The organism is Micromonospora sp. LZ34, from assembly GCF_052981855.1.
In genome coordinates this window covers 20,086-37,674 of record NZ_JBRIQN010000020.1, presented here as the reverse complement: position 1 = coordinate 37,674, position 17,589 = coordinate 20,086, and the positions used below count along the sequence as shown (strand labels likewise).

The following is a 17,589-nucleotide window of genomic DNA, read 5'->3' as shown; positions in this document are numbered from 1 at the left end:
TCCTCGGCAGCGGGCACGATGAAACGCGGCAAACGGTGATGTTCTGGGAGAGGCGACCGATGCAGATCTCCGTGGTCCGTCCGGATGAGCTCGGCCCGGCCGAGCTCGCCGAGTGGCGGCAGATGCAGGACGCTCAGCCGCGGCTGCAGAATCCCTTCCTCGCACCGGAGTTCACCCTCGCGGTCGGTCGTAGCCGCCCCGCTGCCCGGGTAGCGGTGCTGCAGGACGGCCCGGAGATTGTCGGCTTCTTCCCCTATGAGGTGAGGCATCGGCTCATCGGGGTGCCGATCGGCTCCGGCATTTCCGACTGCCAGGGCCTGGTGCACCGTCCCGGCCTGGATTGGGATCCGATCCAACTGCTGAAGGCGTGCGGTCTCGCCGTGTGGGAGTTCGATCATCTGATGGCGGACCAGTCACCCTTCGCGCCGTACCAGGATCGGGTGGCCAAGTCGCCCCTCATCGATCTGTCCAAGGGCTACCAGAGCTACGTCGACGACCGGATGACCGATGGGAGCCTGGTCCGGCAGGCGCTGCGCAAGCAGCGCCGCATGGTGCGCGAGCTCGGCGCCGAGCGGTTCGAGTGGGAGGACCGTACCGAGGACGCGATGCTCGCGCTCCGGCGCTGGAAATCGGCCCAGTATCGCCGCACGCAGCAGTACGACCGCTTTCGGACGCCATGGATCGAGGCGGTGCTGGAGGAGTTGTGCCACTCGGCCGCGGTCGGCTGCCGGGCCGTGGTCTCCACGCTCTACGCCGGGGACCAGCCCGTGGCCGCCCACCTGGGCCTCCGGAGCCGGTCGGTACTCGCCTACTGGTTCCCGTCGTACGACGTCGAGCTCGCGCGGCACTCGGCGGGCATCCTGCTCTGCCTACGCATGGCGGAGGCCGGCGCCGCCGATGGCATCGAGCACATCGATCTCGGCAAGTCCGAGGCGCTCTACAAGAACCGGCTGACGAACGACGAGTTGCCGGTGGCCGAGGGACGGGTGGGCCGGTCATGGGCGGTGGCCGGCGCCCGACGGGCACAGTCCGCCCTGGCGCGCTCCGTGCGCACCGGCGCCGTCGGTGAGCGGCTCCGCGCCGGCGGGACGGGCCGACTCCTTCGCGGTCTCCGCGCCCGTCTGCAGGAGCGGTGACCGGTGACATGTCACGGCTGGAGCATCCGATGAGCGTTTCCCAGGTGAGGGTTGCCGTCGTTGTGGTGACCTACAACAGCGAGCCCCTGCTGCCCGATCTCCTCACCGCACTGGGACCGGGCCTGGGCCGGCTGTCCTGGCACTTGACGGTCGCCGACAACGCGTCCGCCGACGGCACCGTCGCCACCGTGCGCCGGCTGGCGCCCGAGGCGACCGTGGTCGAGATGGGGCGGAACGCGGGCTACGCCGCCGGGATCAACGCCGCGGTCGCCACCGCGCCGCCGCACACCGCGGTGCTCGTGCTCAACCCGGACGTCCGGCTCAAGCCGGGCTGTGTCGAGACGTTGCTGGCCGCCCTCGGAACGAGCGGGACCGGGATCGCCGTGCCACACATCGTGGACGGGGCCGGGGCCCTCATCCCGACGCTGCGGCGCGAACCCACCATCCTCCGCGCCCTCGGGGACGCCGTTCTCGGGGCGCGGAGAGCCGGACGGTACGCCATTGTCGGTGAGGTGGTGACCGACGCACGTCGGTACGCCCGCGAGACGGTCACCGACTGGGCCGAGGGATCCACGATGCTGATCAACCGAGAGTGCTGGCAGCAGTGTGGACCGTGGGACGAGTCCTTCTTTCTCTACTCCGAGGAGACCGACTTCGCCCTGCGGGCCCGGGACGCGGGCTTGGTGACGCGCTTCGTACCCGATGCCCGCGCCGTGCATCTCGAGGGTGACTCCCGGCACTCACCGAAGCTGTGGGCGCTGCTCACCCTCAATCGCGTCCGCCTCTATCGCCGCAGGCACGGCCTGGCGCGTACCGTCGCCTACTGGTTCGTGCTCCTGGCTCGCGAGGGCAGCCGAGCACTCCTCGGCCGGGAGACCAGCCGAGCAGCAGCGCGGGCCCTGGTGCGGCCCGCGAAGCTGCGTGAGGTGCCGGGACCCGCGACGGTGCACTCCGCAGGGTGAGGCGGCTACCGCCATCGCTTCGCCAGGCCCACGGCCGCTGTCCTGATCCGTACCGGCCAGCCCTGGCTGGCGCGTACGGCCTCCCGGAGCGAGGCGGGAGTGTCGTTGCGGCGGACGCTGAACCTTGGCTGCAACCATCCCGTCCGGCTGACCGGCCGGCGGTCACTGGTGTAGACCGCGGTGTAGCCGAGCCGCCGGAGCTCGCCGAGCGTCCGCCGGTCGTACTGCCCGAGCGGACAGGCGGCCGTGGTGACGTCCCGCTGGATCACCTCGACGAGGCGGGCGCGGGCGGCCACCAGCTCGTCGTACGTCGTCTGTTCGTCCATGCCGCGCCACGAGCGGTGGTGCATCCCGTGGGTGCCGATGGTCATGCCTTGATCCCGCAGCTCCCGCACGTCGTCCTCGTCGAGGCTGCCGGCCGCGCCGAGCCGTCCCGCCAGGATGAAGAACTCGGCCGACAGGCCACGTGCGGTGAGGCCGGGCAGGCCGATCCGCACGTCGGAGAGGTTGCCGTCGTCGAAGCTGATTCGTACCGACGGCCAGCCGGTCAGCTCGTCCAGGATGGCGTGGAACTGGTCGCGCTCGATCCAGTAGCGCTCCTCGCCGGGCTCGAGTTTTCGGCGCGGCTCGCCGATGCCGTGGAAGCAGATGTTGATGGTCGTGCCGCTTTCCACGTGCCTACCGATCCACTCGGGCATGCCTGTCTTCCTGTCGGGATGAGTCGTCGCGCGCCCAACCGGCGGCGCCGTCGCGGTCGTTCCGGACCGACAGCGCCGCGACGACCGTGATCGCCACGTAGCAGAGTGCGGCCGGGGCCAGCCAGGGCCGGGGAAGGACGACGTCGTGAAGCCAGGAGAGGCGGGCCGCCGGGCGGACGGCCCCGCCCACCTGGCCCCGCTCGGCGGCGGCACGCATGGCCGAGTTGCCCCCGCGTACCCGGCTCAGCCGGCGCACCAGGTCCCGGGTGCGGCGCGGGGTCGCGACCCGCGAGCTCACGGTTTCGACCTGCCGCTTTTCGGTCGCCCCGAACACTGAATCGAGGAAAAGGTCGTCGGCCACGAGCGTCGGGAACCGATCGAAACGACGCCGCCCGGCTTCGGACAGTCCGATCACGCCACGCCCGAAGAGACCGTCGCGGAAGACCGGTAGGTGGCGGTGGATGCCGAAATAGGCGCGCACCAGCACCGGACGGCCGGTCAGGTCGAGCTCCCGGCGGACCGTTGCGGCCAGGTGTGGGCCGTCGAGCGCGGCGGCGACCGCCCGCGCCCCCTGCGTGGAGAGAACAACGTCCGCGTCGAGATAGATCCGTGGAAATCCCCGCGCAGCCTCGTCTCCGGCGTTGAGGGCGGCCGGCTTGCCGGCCTCGACGAGTTCGACGACCCGTACCCCGGGCCGGGTGGCGGCGATGGCGGCGGTGTCGTCGGTGCAGCCGTTGGCGACGACGGTGACGTCGAACTCGCCGGGCGCGGCCTCGGCCAGCAGGGCGTCGAGGCAGCGGCCGATGACGGCGTTCTCGTTGTGGGCGGCGATGACGATGCTGGTCACCGCGCCGTCGCCCGCGGCTCGGTCTCCGTCGGCGCGTGGCGATGAGCCAGCACGTCGTCGCCCGCCGGCGGCGTGACGACGTTGGCGTCGACACCGACGGAGAACGCGGGCGCGGGAACGGCCTGGGGGAGTCGCTTGGCGAGGAGCCGGCGCCACACCGCGACGTAGGCATCGGCCTGGTGTTCCCAGGCGAGGCTCTCCCGGAAGCGGGCCAGGCCGACGGCCCGCATCTGCGCCCGCCGGGCGGGATCGTCCAGCAGGTCGTCGATGGCGGTGGCGAACTCCTCCGGCGCGCCGGTGGGGACGTACGCGCCGGCCTCGCCCACGCTGCGTCGCGTTTCGAGCATGTCCACGGCGACGACCGGCACGCCGCGGCCGAGATACTCGACGGTCTTCGCCATGGTGGACAGCTGGTTCATGCGGGTCGGGAGGTCCGGTTGGATCGCGACCGTGGCGGTGCGGAGCAGTTCGTCGACGGCCGGTCCGTCGAGCCACCCGGTGAACTGCACGACGTCGGTCAGACCCCGGTCGGCCGCGAGCCTGGTCAGGGCCGGCATGCTCTCACCGTCGCCGGCGAGCACCATGCGCCAACCGGTACGCCCGCGGCGCCGGGCCAGCTGCTCGGCGGCCAGCACGGCTCCCTCCACGTTGTCCTGCGGCCCGAAGACGCCGAGGTACACCACCTTGTGCTCTGCCCCTCCGGCACCCGCCGGCTCGGTCGTCCCGCTCGACTCAGCGATTTCTCCCCGGGGCGGGCCGTTGCGGACTACGGTCACCCGCTCCGGCGCGACGCCGCGGCGTACGGCGTTGTCCTTGAACGACTCGTTGGTGGCCACGACCTCGGTGGCTGTGCGCAGGGTCAGCCACTCGAACGCCGTGAGGACCCGGAAGGCCCACTTGTTCGGCGTGCCGACGCGGGAAGCGTAGATTTCGGGGCAGAGGTCGTGGTGGTCGAAGACCCACGGCCGGCCCAGGGCCCGCAGCAGCAGGGCCAGCGGCCAGTAGACGTCTGGTGGGTTGCACACCTGCACGGCGTGCGCCCGTCCACTGAGCACCTCTGCCAGCAGCCGAATCGTGATGCAGAGAAATGACCAGCCGAACTCGACGGCGTACGAAAGTACACTGTGGCCGTAGACAGAAATCGGATACGGACGTAGCCGAGCGTTTCGGCTACCCGGCAACGTGCGCAGGCTCTTGTCACCGCGTGGCGCGATGATCGTGACATCAAAGCCGTTCGCCTCCAGGCTCAGGCATTCCCTGATGACCCGACGATCGCGCTCGGCGGGAAGGTTGGCCACGAGGATGGCGATCTGAGGCCTGGAATCATTCACGTCCGGGGCACCTCGCTTCACGTTCGAGCTGATTCCCTGCGTACGCTTCCCGTCGCTGACTGATGGAACAATCAACCGTTGGGTTGCCCGACGTGTCGGGATGTTTACAAAACGCTCATCGAATGATTTCGCTCTTTGGTGCTGGCCTGCGATTACGTCCGCAAGCGCTGCGACCGGCGCGCCACGTGAACGGGCGGAAGCTGCCGACGCTTCCCGCGCCAGCGGAGGAACTCGTCGGTCCAGAGTGTCCCGGCCAGGGTCGCGATGGTGCCGAGCAGCCCGGAGCCGGCCAGGGCCCGCGACGGTGAGTGCGGCTGCAACGTCGCGCTCGCCGGGACGAGTACGGCGATGGTGATGCGCAGGTGCCCAGCCACCTTCCACCGGTCCTGCAGCCTCTTGAGTTCCTGTTCGAGGGCATCGGTGAGGATGGCGAGCGCGCGCAGCCCACTCTCCTCGTCGGAGGCGATCGTGGTCACGGTCATCGAGCCGATCACGTACCGGGGCTCCTGGTTCGTGCCGGTGTTGCGCGGCTGGAAGGCATATGGGCCGGTCACCCCCGCCGCCCGGAAGCCCGCTTCCGCGTCGGGCGTGCTCAGCCGCTTCGCCACCGCGGCCCCGGTGATCGAGATCGACGGGTAGAGCCCCGTCATCGGGTTGGGTGCGTACGCCGAAACCGGCGGCTGCATCACCACGACCTCGGAGGCGAGGTAGCGAGGTGCGACCTGCGTGGCGCCCACCCCGGCCACCGCCGTGACCACCAGGCCGATGACGAGGAGATACCACCGCCGGCGCAGCGCCGCGAAGAGATCGGGCAAATACATGTCATCGGGTCCTTTCTGGCCAGCTCGCCGCTTATGCTGTCTGGCAGCTCAGCGTTGTTTGTGTGGTGGCTCAGGCGTGGAGGATGCCACGCGGCATGGACGAATGCAGCAGGGAACTTGACCGAATCGGCCGTAGCCGTCATGCGTCCGGTCTGTTTAGCCTGGCTTAGACCTTGGCGCCGAATCGTCCGCGGTGTCGTGGACAGCCCAGTTGATGGGCGACGGCTGACGTCCTACTAGGAGCTGGAGGGGCGTCGTGGACCTAGGCGAGATCCTCTCGGTGGTTCGTGCCCGCTGGTACATCCTCCTGCCGATGATGCTCCTGGCGGTCGGGCTCGGCGTGGCCGCCTTCGTGCTGGTGCCGACCTCGTACCAGTCGACCACCACCGTCAGCCTGCTCAGCTCGCCGGCCGCGACCGCCGCCGCCACGCCGGGCGAGAACAACGACAACCCGTTCCTCAACTTCAACGGTTCCCTCGTCGCCACGGCCGACTTCCTCGGTCGCAGCCTGCAGTCCACCGACGCGCAGGCGGAGCTGCTCGAGATGGGGGTGACCGAGGAATTCGAGGTCGGGCTGGCCGAGGGAGCGCAGGGGCCGTTCCTGACCTTCACCGTCACCGGCACGGACCAGGTCCACCTCCTCGCCTCGACCACGACGATCGCGCAATACGCCGAGACCAAACTGACGAAGATCCAGGCGGACAACGACGTCAAGCCGCAGGACATGGTCCGGATGACGGAGATTATTCCCCCGCAAAAGCCGGAACCGCAGCTCAAGGACAAGCTCAAGCTGGTGATCGCGGCCGGCGGCGGCACCACCGCGCTCGCCCTGCTGCTGACGTTCGTGGTGGAGAGCCTGGCGCGGTCCCGCCGGCGGCGTCAGGAGTTCGCCACCGCTACCACCGGGCCGGCCGCTGGTGTCGCCGGCGGCTCGGCGAGCGTACCCGGCCGACCGTCACCGGCACAGCAGCCGCCGAGTCCCGCGCGCAACGGTGCCGCCCCGGGCAAACCGGCTGTGCCCGACAGTGGCGTCGAGCGTCGCGATACCGGCGGATCCGACAAGACGGTGATCCTCACGGTCCGGCCGGGGCCGGGGCCGGGGCCAGGGCCGGCCCAACGGCCTGACGGCACGTCGTGGTCGGCGGGCTCTCGGCCGGGCGCGGCATCCACGACCTACCGGTCTCCCGAAAGGTCCCCCGGCAGAGGCCAGAATGTCGACCGGCTTAACGGAAGCTAGGCGCCACCCAGCGGTCCCGGCGCCCCGGCGAGCCAGCCGCGTCTACCTGTCACAGCAGCGTACTGCCAGCCTGGGGCCGCATTCGCTGCTCACCCTCTACGTCGTTTTGTTGATGCTCGTGCCCTCCCGGCTGGTGATCCCGGGCATCGGGGCAACCGGGACCCTGGCGAACCTGTTCGTCCTCGTCGGCCTGGTCTGGTTCCTTGCCAGCTGGCTGATGAGGCGGGCCCGGCCGGCACCGTTCACCCGGGCGTCCCGGCTCGCTCTCTTCGGGATGGCGGTGGCCGTGCTGCTCAGCTACATTGCCGGCGCTCGGCGCGATGCGGAGCCGCTGGAGGTCAGCGCCGCCGATCGGGGGCTGATCCAGCTCCTGGTCTGGACGTCCATCGTGTTCCTCGCCACGTCGATCCGGAACTACGACCACCTCGACCGGCTGTTGCGGGTCTTCGTACGGTGCTGCACCGTCGTCGCGGTCGTCGCCGTGGGCGAGTTCGTGCTGGGCACGAGCCTGACCGCGTGGATCCAGATCCCGGGGATGTCGAGCGGCGCCCAGGAACTGGTCACCAGGGGCGCCTTCGTCCGGCCCACCGCGACCGCCGCGAACACCCTCGAACTCGCCACCGTCATGGCTCTGGCGCTGCCGTTCGCCCTCCAGCAGGCGTTCCACGGCGGCGGGCGCGGGGCGCTAAGGCGCTGGCTGCCGGTCATGCTGATCACCGTGGGCGCCGTCACGACCGTCTCCCGGACGTCCGTCGTGGGTCTGGTCGTGGTGATGCTCGTGCTGCTGCCCACCTGGAACGCGCGGCGGGTCGGGTGGACCTTCGCCACCGTGCTGCCGTCGCTGGCCCTGGTCAGACTCGCGATGCCGGGCCTCGCTGTGACGATCATCGGCCTCTTCACCGCGTTGCTGGACGGCGGTGACAACAGCACGCAATCCCGCACCGCGACGAGCACGAGCGTCAACGCCTACATCGCCGAGCGCCCCTGGACCGGCCGGGGGTTCGGCACCTTCCTGCCCCTGATGTACCGCTACACCGACAACCAGTACCTGCTCGCGCTGTTGGAGATGGGCGTGGTCGGTGTGGTGAGCATCGTCGTCGTCTACGTCACGATGCTGCACTGCGGCGGCGCCGGCCGGCGGCGGTTCACCGATCCGGCCCGCCGGGAGACCGGGCAGGCCTTCGTCGCTGTCGGATTCGTGATGCTCGTGGTGACGTTCACCTTCGACACGCTTAGCTTCCCGATGGTGGCCGGGACCACCTTCCTGTTTCTCGGTCTTTCGGGGGCGTACCTGGGCATCGCCCGCACAGAGGAGCTCCAGAGGGGAGATCCGGCTCCGTGACGGATTTGAACCAGAAGGTCGCTGCGGCGGCCCGTTGGAGCATGATCAACACCATCGTGCGCCGCGTTGGCACGTTCGCCACCGGCGTCGTGCTGGCGCGGCTGTTCTTCGGGCCGTACGAGTGGGGGCTGTACGCCGTCGGGTTGCTGGTCCTGGCGATGCTGCTCTCGTTGAACGAGATGGGCGTCAGCCTGGCCCTCGTGCGCTGGGACGGCGACATCAGACGGTTCGCGCCGACCGTCCTGACGTTGTCGACCGTCTCCAGCAGCGCCCTCTATCTCTTGCTCTTCGTCACGGCGCCGGCGGTGGCGCGTCTGCTGGGGTCGCCCGAGGCGACGACGATGCTGCGGTTGCTCTGCCTCACCGTGATCATCGACGGCATCGCCTGTGTGCCGATCGGCAAGCTCAACCGGGAGTTCCAGCAGTTCCGGCGCACCGTCGTCGAGGTCGCCAACTTCCTGGTGAACACTGCTGTCACGATCGCCCTGGCCGCCACCGGAATGGGGGCGATGGCGTTCGCGTGGGGCTCGCTCGCGGGCAACATCGTGGCGCTGGTCGGGTTCGCTCTCTGCGCCCCTGACATGCTGCGGTTCGGGTGGGACCGGACGCAGGCGGTGCGGCTGCTGCGGTTCGGGCTTCCGCTTGCCTCCGCGAGTCTGCTCACCCTCGGCATCGTCAACGTCGACTCGGTCATCGTCGGCTCGGTGCTGGGTCCGGCCGCGCTCGGTCTGTACGCGATGGCCTTCAACATGTCGAGCTGGCCGGTCCGGATCGTGTCGGACACCGTGCGCCGGGTGTCGTACGCCGGCTTCTCCCGCCTCGCGGACTCACCGGAGGCGTTCGCCGCCGGCTTCCACCGGGCCCTGGCCGTTGTGCTGGCCGCCGCGGTGCCGTTCTGCGTGCTGCTGGCGGTGCTCGCCGACCCGGTCATCCGGGTGGTGTACGGAGACCAGTGGGCCGGTGCGGCCGTGTCGCTGCAGTTCCTCGTGGTACTGGGCCTGATCCGGGTGGCCGTCGAGCTGGCGTACGACTGCCTGGCCACCCGCATGCGCAAGACGCTGATGGTGATGCAGGCCTGGTGGCTGTTCAGCCTCACTCCGGTGCTCCTGCCGTTCGCCCACTGGTTCGGAATCGCGGGCGTGGCCGCCGGGCAGGTGGCGGTCGCCGGCCTCCTCGTCGCACCGGTCTTCGTCGTGGTGCTGTCCCGGTTGGGCATCCGGCCCGCGCTGATGGTGCGTGCCTGCGTCCGTCCGGTGCTCGGTGGGGTGACGATGGGCGCACTGGCCTGGGGCTTGCACCTCATCCTCGGTGGCGGCTTCCTCCCGCTGGCGGTAATCGGGTCGGCGTCCCTGGCTGCGTATCTGCCCTTCGTCCTGCCGGTGCTGCGGAGCGGCCGGACGGACCGGTCGCAACCCGGGCGCGAGGCGGACCGGGACGCTGAGCAGCCGCTTGCGACGGTCACACGAGGTTGAGTGGAGAGTCATTAATGGGTTGGGTAAAGCGGCGCCTCCGCGCCACCTTCGGCTGGTTGCCCCTCGAGGAGCTGCGCAACAAGGTGCTGCTCGGGCACACAGCGGTCGGGCTCTACCGGTTCGAGCGGTCCGAGATCGCCCGGCTCCTGGCCACGCTGCCCGGCGGCGTCAAGCCACGCGCCCTGGTGGCGACGATCGTGTTGACGTACCAGCGGCCGGACGGTCTGCGACGGGCGGTCGAGTCGGTGCTGGCCCAGACCGTGACCGACAACGTCGTCATCGTCGTCGACGACGGCGGCGGCCAGATCCCCGAACTTCCGGCCGACCCGCGCCTGCACGTGGTCAGCCTGCGCCGCAACATCAACGTGCTGGGGATCAGCCGCAACATCGGGCTGGGTCTGACGGATTCCCGGTTCGTGGCATTCCTCGACGACGACAACGTCTGGCATCCGCACCACCTGCAGACCGCGCTCGCGCGGCTGCAGACCGACGACTCGTCGCGGCCCCGGCCGGACGGCGTTTACACCGCGATGCGCCGGGTGACGCCGGACGGCCGGCAACGCGACATCCTCTCCGTGCCGTTCGACCGCAAGCTCGCCTGGGAGAGATGCTTCCTGGATTCGAACCCCTTCGTCGCGAGACGGTCGCCCGACCTGGTGTTCAGCCGGCTGCGCCGCAGTTCCACGGTGGCGCCGAAGGAGGACTGGGAGCTGATCTACCGGTTCAGCCGCCGGCACCGGGTGGAGCACATTCCCGAGCCGACCGTCGACTACGCGATCAACCCGAACAGCTACTGGACGACCTGGGAACTGACGTAGTCCGGTCCGGCGTGCCACCCCGGACCACCGGAAGAAGGTTGAGAGTCGATGCGCGACAGATGGCGCAGCAGCATTGGTCGCCTCAGGCGGTGGCCGATCCTGGCCGCGGCCGGCGCGCTTCTGGCGGGTGCGGCGGTGGCGGTCGTGGCGCTCGACCATGGCACGGCCGGCCCGAACGGCTGCGCGACCCCGGCGGAGTGCAACGCGGTGACTGCCGCCGCCGCGGCGTCCTCCACACCGACCACCACCGCCGAGGCGACTCCCGCGCCGACCGCTACCGGGGCGGTCTCCGCACCTGCGTCCACCGCGCCGCAGGTCGCCGACCCCACCGGTGGCGGCCGTTATCCCGCGCGCTTTTCGGTCGGCGCACCGGGGGTCGGTCGCTACCGGCAGTCGGACGCCCAGCTGCCCGTGCCGCGCGGGTACCGCGTCTACGAACCCCACAACCCGGCGAGCAAGGAGTGGGACCTGTACGACTGCCAGGGCACGGTCAATCTCGACCGGATCTACTTCCGTGCCTTCATCTACATCGGCACGGACTGCCACGGCACGGTCAACATCACCAACTCGATAATCGCGCCGCCTCCGGGCTCGGCCAACCGGGCCATCCTGGTCAATGCCAGCTCGGCCGGCCGGCTCACCCTGAACATCAGGAACACGACCATCCGGCCGGAGCCGGTCGGTAGCGGGGAGCAGAACGCCGCGCTGACCGACCACGCGATCAATGACTGTGCCACCTGCACCATCCGGATCAGCGGCGTGGATGTGGCGAACACCGGCGGCATGTGCCTGTGTGGAGCCGACGTCACCATCGAACGGAGTTGGCTCCACGACAACTACATCGCCCACCTCGCCGACCCGTCCCAGGCGCACACCGGAGGCGTCTTCCCGTACGGGGGCAGCGGACCGGTGACCATCAGCAACAGCCGGCTCGAGCCGGGAGTGGACGCCTTCACCGGGAAAGAGGTACCGGGCTACTGGAAGGCGATAACCGCGGTCCTGTTCACGCAGAGTCAGGGTGGATCCACTTTGCGCAACTATCTGGTGCGTGACAGCTTTATTTCCCTCGGCGCGTTCGGCCTGTACGCCCAAGACGGGACCGGCCTGCGGCTGCATGACAATGTCTTCGGTCCGACCCACTGGGGGCATACCAGCCGCTGCGAATCGGACTGCCGGGTCACCTATGCGGAATGGTCCAACAATGTGGTGGGTTCGATCGACGGCACGCCCACCGATGAGGCGGTGGCTCGGCCGTCGTGACCAGATGCGGCCCGGTCGGCGGCGTGCGCCAAGCCGAATGGCTGCGCGGCGGCGAACGATCGTCCGGCCGCACTCGACGCGATACTGTCCGATCGGTGCTTTAAGCCGACACCCGCAGATCTGGCATTCGCCCGGCGTTTACGTAGTCTCGGTACCGTCCGGCGGCCATTCCTTAGAAGCAGGCGAACATATGAGGTCTCGGGTGTTTCGGGCCGCGACAGCAGCGGCCACGGGAGCAGCATTGGTGCTGATGCCCGCGTCAGCGAGTTCCGCGGTGTCCGACCCGTGCGGCGCCGGCTTCAATCCCGTTGTCTGTGAGAACTCCAAACAGGGCACGCCGCGCGAGGACTGGTTCGGCGAAAGCGCCTGGGGAGACATCGGAGGATTCGCCACCCGGATGAGCGTGCAACCGGGCGAGACGCTCCAGCTGAAGGTGCAGTCCCCGACCACGTTCGACGTCGACTTCTACCGCCTCGGCTACTACGGCGGTGACGGCGCGCGGCGGATGCCGACGTCACCGACGAGCAGCTTCCCGGCCCGGACCCAGCCGACGTGCCTGCACGACGCGAGCACCGGACTGGTGGACTGCGGCAACTGGACGACCAACGTGACCTGGACGGTGCCGTCCGACGCGGTCTCCGGGGTCTACCTCGCGACGCTCGACCAGCCGAACGGCGCGGGCTTCGCGCATGTGCCGTTCGTCGTAGCCGATGCATCGAACCACTCCGACATCCTGGTGCAGACCTCGGACCAGACCTGGCAGGCGTACAACGACTGGGGCGGCCAGGACCTCTACGGTGGCGGCGGTCCGGCGTACGACGGCCGCGCCTACAAGGTCAGCTACAACCGTCCCATGCGGATCGCTGGCGACAACGGCATCCTCTCCGCCGAGTACCCGATGATCTACTGGCTGGAGCGCAACGGCTACGACGTCAGTTACGCCTCGAGCATCGACGTGAGTACCAAACCGTCGATCCTGCTCGACCACAAGATCTTCATGTCCTCCGGGCACGACGAGTACTGGAACCAGCCCCAGTGGGACAACGTCGTCGCCGCCCGCGAGGCCGGCGTCAACCTGGCCTTCTTCAGCGGTAACGAGATCTTCTGGCGTACCCGGCTGGAGCCCTCGGTCGCCAGCGGCGGCGGCGACAACCGCACCCTCGTCTGCTACAAGATGACCAAGATGCGGCAGAACCCGCCGAACGGGATCGCGGACCCGAGCGGGCAGTGGACCGGCACCTGGGTCGACTCGGTGGGCGCCGGCTCCGGCGGGGCCACCCCGCCCAACCAGCTCACTGGAACGATCTTCACGGTCAACGGCTACCGCAACGACGCGATCACGGTTCCGGCCGCCTACCGGAACCTCCGCCTGTGGCGAAACATCCCGTCCATCAACAACCTGGCACCCGGGCAGGTGGCCACCTTCCCTGTCGGCACGCTCGGGTACGAGTGGGATTCCGACGTGGAGAACAGCGTCCGCCCGCCGGGCGCGATGGCCTTCTCGTCGACCACGCTGGCCATCACCGACGGCACGTTGCTGCTGGACGAGGGGAACAACTACGGGAACGGCACCGCCACGCACAGCCTGATGGCCTATCGCGACCAGTCCTCTGGCGCCCTGGTCTTCGGCGCCGGCACTGTGCAGTGGTCGTGGGGGCTCAGCAGCCTGCACACGATGCTGCCCAGCACCGAGGACCAGCGCATGCAGCAGGCGACGGTCAACCTCCTCGCCGACATGGACGCCCAGCCGATGACCCGGCAGGCCAACCTGGTCGCCGCCACCAAATCCACCGACACCACGGGGCCGACGGTGACCGTGACCGCACCGGCGGCCGGTACCACCCTGCCGGTCCTCACACCGGTGACCGTCACCGGGACAGCGGCGGAGGTCGGCGGCGGCCAACTGGGGCGCGTGGAGGTCTCCACCGATGGCGGCACCACCTGGGCGTCGGCCTCCGGGCAGGCGAACTGGTCCTACACCTGGACGCCAAGCAGCCAAGGCCCCGCACAGATCTTGGCGCGGGCCTCCGACGACAGCCTGAACATCGGCGCGGTCACCACCAGAAGCGTGACCATCGGACCCCAGCAGTGCCCCTGCACCGCCTTCCCGTCCACCGCCGCGCCCGCCGGAGTCGACTCGTTCGACCCCTCACCCACCGAGCTCGGGGTGAAGTTCCGAGTCGGCGCGCCAAGCCTGGTCAAGGGCGTCAAGTTCTACAAGGCCAGCACCAACACCGGCACGCACGTCGGGAAGCTGTGGACCGCGTCGGGTCAACTGCTCGCCTCCGGCACGTTCACCAACGAGACCGCGAGCGGCTGGCAGACGCTGGCCTTCGCCGATCCCGTGCCGGTCGCCGCCAACACCACCTATGTGGCGTCCTACTACACACCCACCGGGCACTACTCGTACAACAGCAGTTACTTCGCCAATCAGGGCGCGGGGCTGTCGGCGGTGCGGCTGCTGCAGTCGGGGGTGGACGGCAGCAATGGCGTCTACCGGTACGGCTCGGGCGGGGGCTTCCCAAACCTGAGCTGGAACAACACGAACTACTGGGTCGACGTCGTCGTCGACACGGTGGGGGCGGAGACCGAGCCACCGACGATCACCGCGAAGAGCCCGGCCGCGGGCGCGTCGGACGTCGCGCTCAACGCCACGGTGAGCGCGACCTTCAGCCACGATGTCGACCCCCAGACCATCGAGTACTCGCTCACCTCAAGCGCCGGCTCCGTCGCGGCCGGCTTCCGCTACGACAACACCACCCGCAAGCTGACCATCCAGCCCCAGAACGCGCTGACCCCGTCGACCACCTACACCGCCTCGGTGCGGGCGACCGACGCCTGGGGCAACGTGATGGCGACGCCGTACACCTGGACCTTCACCACCGGCACGTCGATCAGCTGTCCCTGCTCGGTCTGGAACGACTCCGTGGTGCCGGCGATTCCCAGCGCTCCCGAGGCGAATTCCCTGGAGCTGGGCATGCGGTTCACCTCGGCAGTCGGCGGCTACGTGACGGGCGTGCGGTTCTACAAGGGCAGCACCAACACCGGCACGCACACCGGGGCCCTCTGGTCGAACACCGGCACGCAGCTCGCCACCGGAACCTTCACGAACGAGAGCAGTAGCGGCTGGCAGACACTCCTGTTCGACGAGCCGGTCCCCATCACGGCCAACACGCCGTACGTGGTCTCGTACCACACGGACGTGGGCCATTACGCCTACACCGGCAACCATTTCGCCCAACCGACGGTGTCCTATCCGCTGACGGCGGTGGCCAATTCACCGAATGGCGGGAACGGCCTATTCCGGTCCGGTCCTGGTGTCGCCTTCCCGACCTCCACCTGGAATTCGGCCAACTACTGGGTTGATGTGGTCTTCACGACGACTCCGTGAACGGCGGTGGGCTCGCATCGAACGGGTGCGGGCCCTGTCACTGGGCGCGGACGGGCCAACGGAAGGGTGTCAGTGAGTACGGTCAGCGTGGTCATTCCGTGCTACAGGTACGGGGACTATCTCCGGGCATGCGTGAGCAGCGTGCTCGACAATCAGCCCGGCGCCGACGTACGCGTGCTCATCATCGATGACGCGTCGCCGGACGACTCAGCGGAGAAGGCGCGTGCGATCGCGGCGGCGGACCCACGGGTCGAGGTCCGGGTCCACGACACCAATCGGGGCCACATCGCCACCTACAACGAGGGCCTGCTGGAGTGGGCGGACGGCGACTACACCGTCCTGCTCTCCGCCGACGACCTCCTGACGCCCGGAGCCCTGGCCCGGGCGGCAGCCGTACTGGACGCCAACCCGAACGTCGGCTTCGTCTACGGGCACCCGGTGCACTTCACCCATCCCGGTCCGCCGCCGCCGGCGCGCACCCGGAACCTGGGGCACAGCGTCTGGCCCGGGCACTGGTGGCTGCAGCGGCGGTTCCGCGAGGCCACCGGGTGCATCACGTCACCGGAAGTCGTGGTGCGTACCGATCTGCAGCGCAAGGTGGGGGGCTACGATCCCGAGCTGCCGCACGCCGGTGACATCGAGATGTGGATGCGGCTGGCCGCGCACGCGGACGTCGGCTACGTGCGCGGGGCGGACCAGGCGTACTACCGCCTGCACGGCAGCAACATGTCCCGGACGGACTACGCCGGCCAGTTGGCCGACCTGCGCCAGCGCAGGGCCGCGTACGATGCGGTGTTGCGGCGCTGCGGCGACCTGCTGCCGGACGCCGACCGGCTCGACGCGATGGTGCGCCGGCGCCTCGCCCGCTACGCCCTCCGGCGCGCGATGCGGGCCTACGATCGGGGCCGCACGGCCCACGTGCCCGAGAACGAGCTGATCGCGTTCGCCGCGGAGTGCTGGCCGGAGTACCGCGCGCTGCCGGAGTACCGAGGGCTACGCATCCGGAAGTGGATCGGGCCGACAGCGATGCCCTACCTCCAGCCACTGGTACTCACCGCGGTCGCCGCCAAGGGCCGCGAGTGGCTGTGGTGGCAGTCATGGAAGCGGCGCGGCATCTGACGAAGCCCCGCGGCCCGGGCGGTGCTACCGTCCGGGCCGCTGCACCGGCACCACCGTCGTCGTCACGACCTTCGTCTTGACGGCGTGCTCCGCGGGGACAGATCGCACGATGATCGCGCCGGAGGCGACCGCGACGCCGTCACCGAGGACGACGTGTGGCTCGATGAAGATCCCGGTGCCGAGCCGCACCCGGTCGCCCAGGGTCACCTTGCCTGACGTGACGCACGACGGGCCGGTGGAATTGTCGGAACCGATCCGGCTGTGGTGGTCGAAGGAGTTGTAGGCGGAGAGGAAGTTGTTGTCTCCCATCCGGACCCCCGTGCCGAGGTGCGAGAAGGCACAGATCACGTTTCCCTGCCCGAGCTCCACGTCTGTAGCGATCTTCGCGGTGGGATCGATCGCATTCGCCAAGGGGATGGCCACCTCTTGGCACGCCTCGCGGAACCGCCGCCGGGCCGCCACCGATGTGCTGATCGCAACGGTGGCCGCGTCGTACGCGCCCGCAGCGAAGAGCGAGCCCAGCCGGTCGGTTCCGCCGACGATCGGTACGCCGTTCACGTCGGCACCCCACCGCTGTGGGTCGTCGTCCAGGATGGCGACCGCCCGCTGCGTGGTGGAGCTCCTGAGGATGTCGATGACCTGGGTGGCTCCCAGCCCACCGCCGATGAGCAGGACGCGCTGGGTGCCCGGCGCGGCCGTCAGCGGCACCGGAAGGGCGTCGTAGTCTACGCGGGTCTCGCGGGCGGCCTCCTCCACGTCCTTGACGGTGATCAGCCGTCCCGGATGGAGGGCCGCTAGGTCGACGCCGAGTTCCTCGGCCCGCTTCACAGCCTTGGCGCTCGCCCGGACGGGCGCCGGAGCCTCGGCCGCGGCCGCCGCCCGCGTCTCGCGCTCCCGGACGTACTCGGCAAGGTCGGCCGACGTCTCGAAGAGCATGGCGATCGGCTCGGCGAGGGGGACCTCCTGCAGTCGCTCGGCCAGGTGCAGGACGATGCCAGCCTCGGGGGCGACGACCTCGAGCACCGCCTTGCTGGTCTCGATTTCGGCGAGCAGGGTGTCCGCTTCCACCTTCGCCCCGTCGTCGACAAACCATGCCACGAGTACGCCGTGCTCGCTGTTGACGTCGCTGGTCGGTACGATTACCGGCTTCACACT

At 69.5% G+C, this 17,589-nt stretch carries 14 protein-coding genes; 9 read left to right on the top strand and 5 right to left on the bottom strand.

Annotated elements, in window-relative coordinates; all coding sequences use genetic code 11:
• Nucleotides 1-59: 59 nt before the first annotated feature.
• Nucleotides 60-1,136: a GNAT family N-acetyltransferase gene (locus ACVCAH_RS21175; protein WP_447137910.1), complete on the top strand. Its 1,077-nt coding sequence runs from the start codon at nt 60-62 to the stop codon at nt 1,134-1,136.
• Nucleotides 1,137-1,165: 29 nt separating this feature from the next.
• Nucleotides 1,166-2,098 (top strand): glycosyltransferase family 2 protein, encoded by a 933-nt coding sequence (locus ACVCAH_RS21170; RefSeq protein WP_447137909.1) that lies wholly within the window; start codon nt 1,166-1,168, stop codon nt 2,096-2,098.
• Between the two features lie 5 nt (nt 2,099-2,103).
• Here ACVCAH_RS21170 and ACVCAH_RS21165 read toward each other — a convergent pair whose 3' ends face one another.
• From ACVCAH_RS21165 to ACVCAH_RS21150, 4 genes are all read right to left on the bottom strand, one after another.
• Nucleotides 2,104-2,796: a polysaccharide deacetylase family protein gene (locus ACVCAH_RS21165; protein WP_447137908.1), complete on the bottom strand. Its 693-nt coding sequence runs from the start codon at nt 2,794-2,796 to the stop codon at nt 2,104-2,106.
• Nucleotides 2,777-3,643 carry a glycosyltransferase gene (locus ACVCAH_RS21160; RefSeq protein WP_447137907.1) on the bottom strand — a complete coding sequence of 289 codons (867 nt, stop codon included), beginning with the start codon at nt 3,641-3,643 and terminating at the stop codon, nt 2,777-2,779. Before ACVCAH_RS21160 ends, ACVCAH_RS21165 begins: the two co-directional genes overlap by 20 nt.
• Nucleotides 3,640-4,941, bottom strand: a complete 1,302-nt coding sequence (locus ACVCAH_RS21155; protein ID WP_447137989.1) for a glycosyltransferase family 4 protein — start codon at nt 4,939-4,941, stop codon at nt 3,640-3,642. Before ACVCAH_RS21155 ends, ACVCAH_RS21160 begins: the two co-directional genes overlap by 4 nt.
• A gap of 185 nt (nt 4,942-5,126) precedes the next feature.
• The gene (locus ACVCAH_RS21150; RefSeq protein WP_447137906.1) at nt 5,127-5,795 is read right to left on the bottom strand and encodes a hypothetical protein; all 669 of its coding nucleotides are present in this window, start codon (nt 5,793-5,795) and stop codon (nt 5,127-5,129) included.
• 256 nt (nt 5,796-6,051) lie between these two features.
• Here ACVCAH_RS21150 and ACVCAH_RS21145 point away from each other — a divergent pair, with 256 nt between their 5' ends.
• The 7 genes from ACVCAH_RS21145 to ACVCAH_RS21115 all read left to right on the top strand — a co-directional run bounded on the left by ACVCAH_RS21145 (nt 6,052) and on the right by ACVCAH_RS21115 (nt 16,434).
• Nucleotides 6,052-7,032: a hypothetical protein gene (locus tag ACVCAH_RS21145; RefSeq protein WP_447137905.1), complete on the top strand. Its 981-nt coding sequence runs from the start codon at nt 6,052-6,054 to the stop codon at nt 7,030-7,032.
• A complete protein-coding gene (locus ACVCAH_RS21140) occupies nt 7,007-8,374 on the top strand; it encodes an O-antigen ligase family protein (protein ID WP_447137904.1) in 1,368 nt (455 codons plus the stop codon). The genes ACVCAH_RS21145 and ACVCAH_RS21140 overlap by 26 nt, the downstream gene beginning before the upstream one ends.
• A complete protein-coding gene (locus ACVCAH_RS21135) occupies nt 8,371-9,846 on the top strand; it encodes an oligosaccharide flippase family protein (protein WP_447137903.1) in 1,476 nt (491 codons plus the stop codon). Before ACVCAH_RS21140 ends, ACVCAH_RS21135 begins: the two co-directional genes overlap by 4 nt.
• A gap of 14 nt (nt 9,847-9,860) precedes the next feature.
• Nucleotides 9,861-10,664: a glycosyltransferase family 2 protein gene (locus ACVCAH_RS21130; protein WP_447137902.1), complete on the top strand. Its 804-nt coding sequence runs from the start codon at nt 9,861-9,863 to the stop codon at nt 10,662-10,664.
• Between the two features lie 48 nt (nt 10,665-10,712).
• A complete protein-coding gene (locus ACVCAH_RS21125) occupies nt 10,713-11,924 on the top strand; it encodes a hypothetical protein (RefSeq protein WP_447137901.1) in 1,212 nt (403 codons plus the stop codon).
• Nucleotides 11,925-11,961: 37 nt separating this feature from the next.
• Nucleotides 11,962-15,315 carry a DUF4082 domain-containing protein gene (locus ACVCAH_RS21120; RefSeq protein WP_447137900.1) on the top strand — a complete coding sequence of 1,118 codons (3,354 nt, stop codon included), beginning with the start codon at nt 11,962-11,964 and terminating at the stop codon, nt 15,313-15,315.
• Between the two features lie 66 nt (nt 15,316-15,381).
• Nucleotides 15,382-16,434 carry a glycosyltransferase family 2 protein gene (locus tag ACVCAH_RS21115; RefSeq protein ID WP_447137899.1) on the top strand — a complete coding sequence of 351 codons (1,053 nt, stop codon included), beginning with the start codon at nt 15,382-15,384 and terminating at the stop codon, nt 16,432-16,434.
• A gap of 24 nt (nt 16,435-16,458) precedes the next feature.
• Here ACVCAH_RS21115 and ACVCAH_RS21110 read toward each other — a convergent pair whose 3' ends face one another.
• A complete protein-coding gene (locus ACVCAH_RS21110) occupies nt 16,459-17,586 on the bottom strand; it encodes a biotin/lipoyl-containing protein (protein WP_447137898.1) in 1,128 nt (375 codons plus the stop codon).
• Between the last annotated feature and the right edge of the window lie 3 nt (nt 17,587-17,589).

Excerpts from the sequence above, each read along its gene's own strand:
- ACVCAH_RS21130 (WP_447137902.1), top strand. The coding sequence starts at position 9,861 with ATGGGTTGGGTAAAGCGGCGCCTCCGCGCCACCTTCGGCTGGTTGCCC.
- ACVCAH_RS21170 (WP_447137909.1), top strand. The coding sequence starts at position 1,166 with ATGAGCGTTTCCCAGGTGAGGGTTGCCGTCGTTGTGGTGACCTACAAC.
- ACVCAH_RS21120 (WP_447137900.1), top strand. The coding sequence starts at position 11,962 with ATGGCTGCGCGGCGGCGAACGATCGTCCGGCCGCACTCGACGCGATAC.
- ACVCAH_RS21125 (WP_447137901.1), top strand. The coding sequence starts at position 10,713 with ATGCGCGACAGATGGCGCAGCAGCATTGGTCGCCTCAGGCGGTGGCCG.
- ACVCAH_RS21140 (WP_447137904.1), top strand. The coding sequence starts at position 7,007 with ATGTCGACCGGCTTAACGGAAGCTAGGCGCCACCCAGCGGTCCCGGCG.
- ACVCAH_RS21150 (WP_447137906.1), bottom strand. The coding sequence starts at position 5,795 with ATGTATTTGCCCGATCTCTTCGCGGCGCTGCGCCGGCGGTGGTATCTC.
- ACVCAH_RS21175 (WP_447137910.1), top strand. The coding sequence starts at position 60 with ATGCAGATCTCCGTGGTCCGTCCGGATGAGCTCGGCCCGGCCGAGCTC.
- ACVCAH_RS21165 (WP_447137908.1), bottom strand. The coding sequence starts at position 2,796 with ATGCCCGAGTGGATCGGTAGGCACGTGGAAAGCGGCACGACCATCAAC.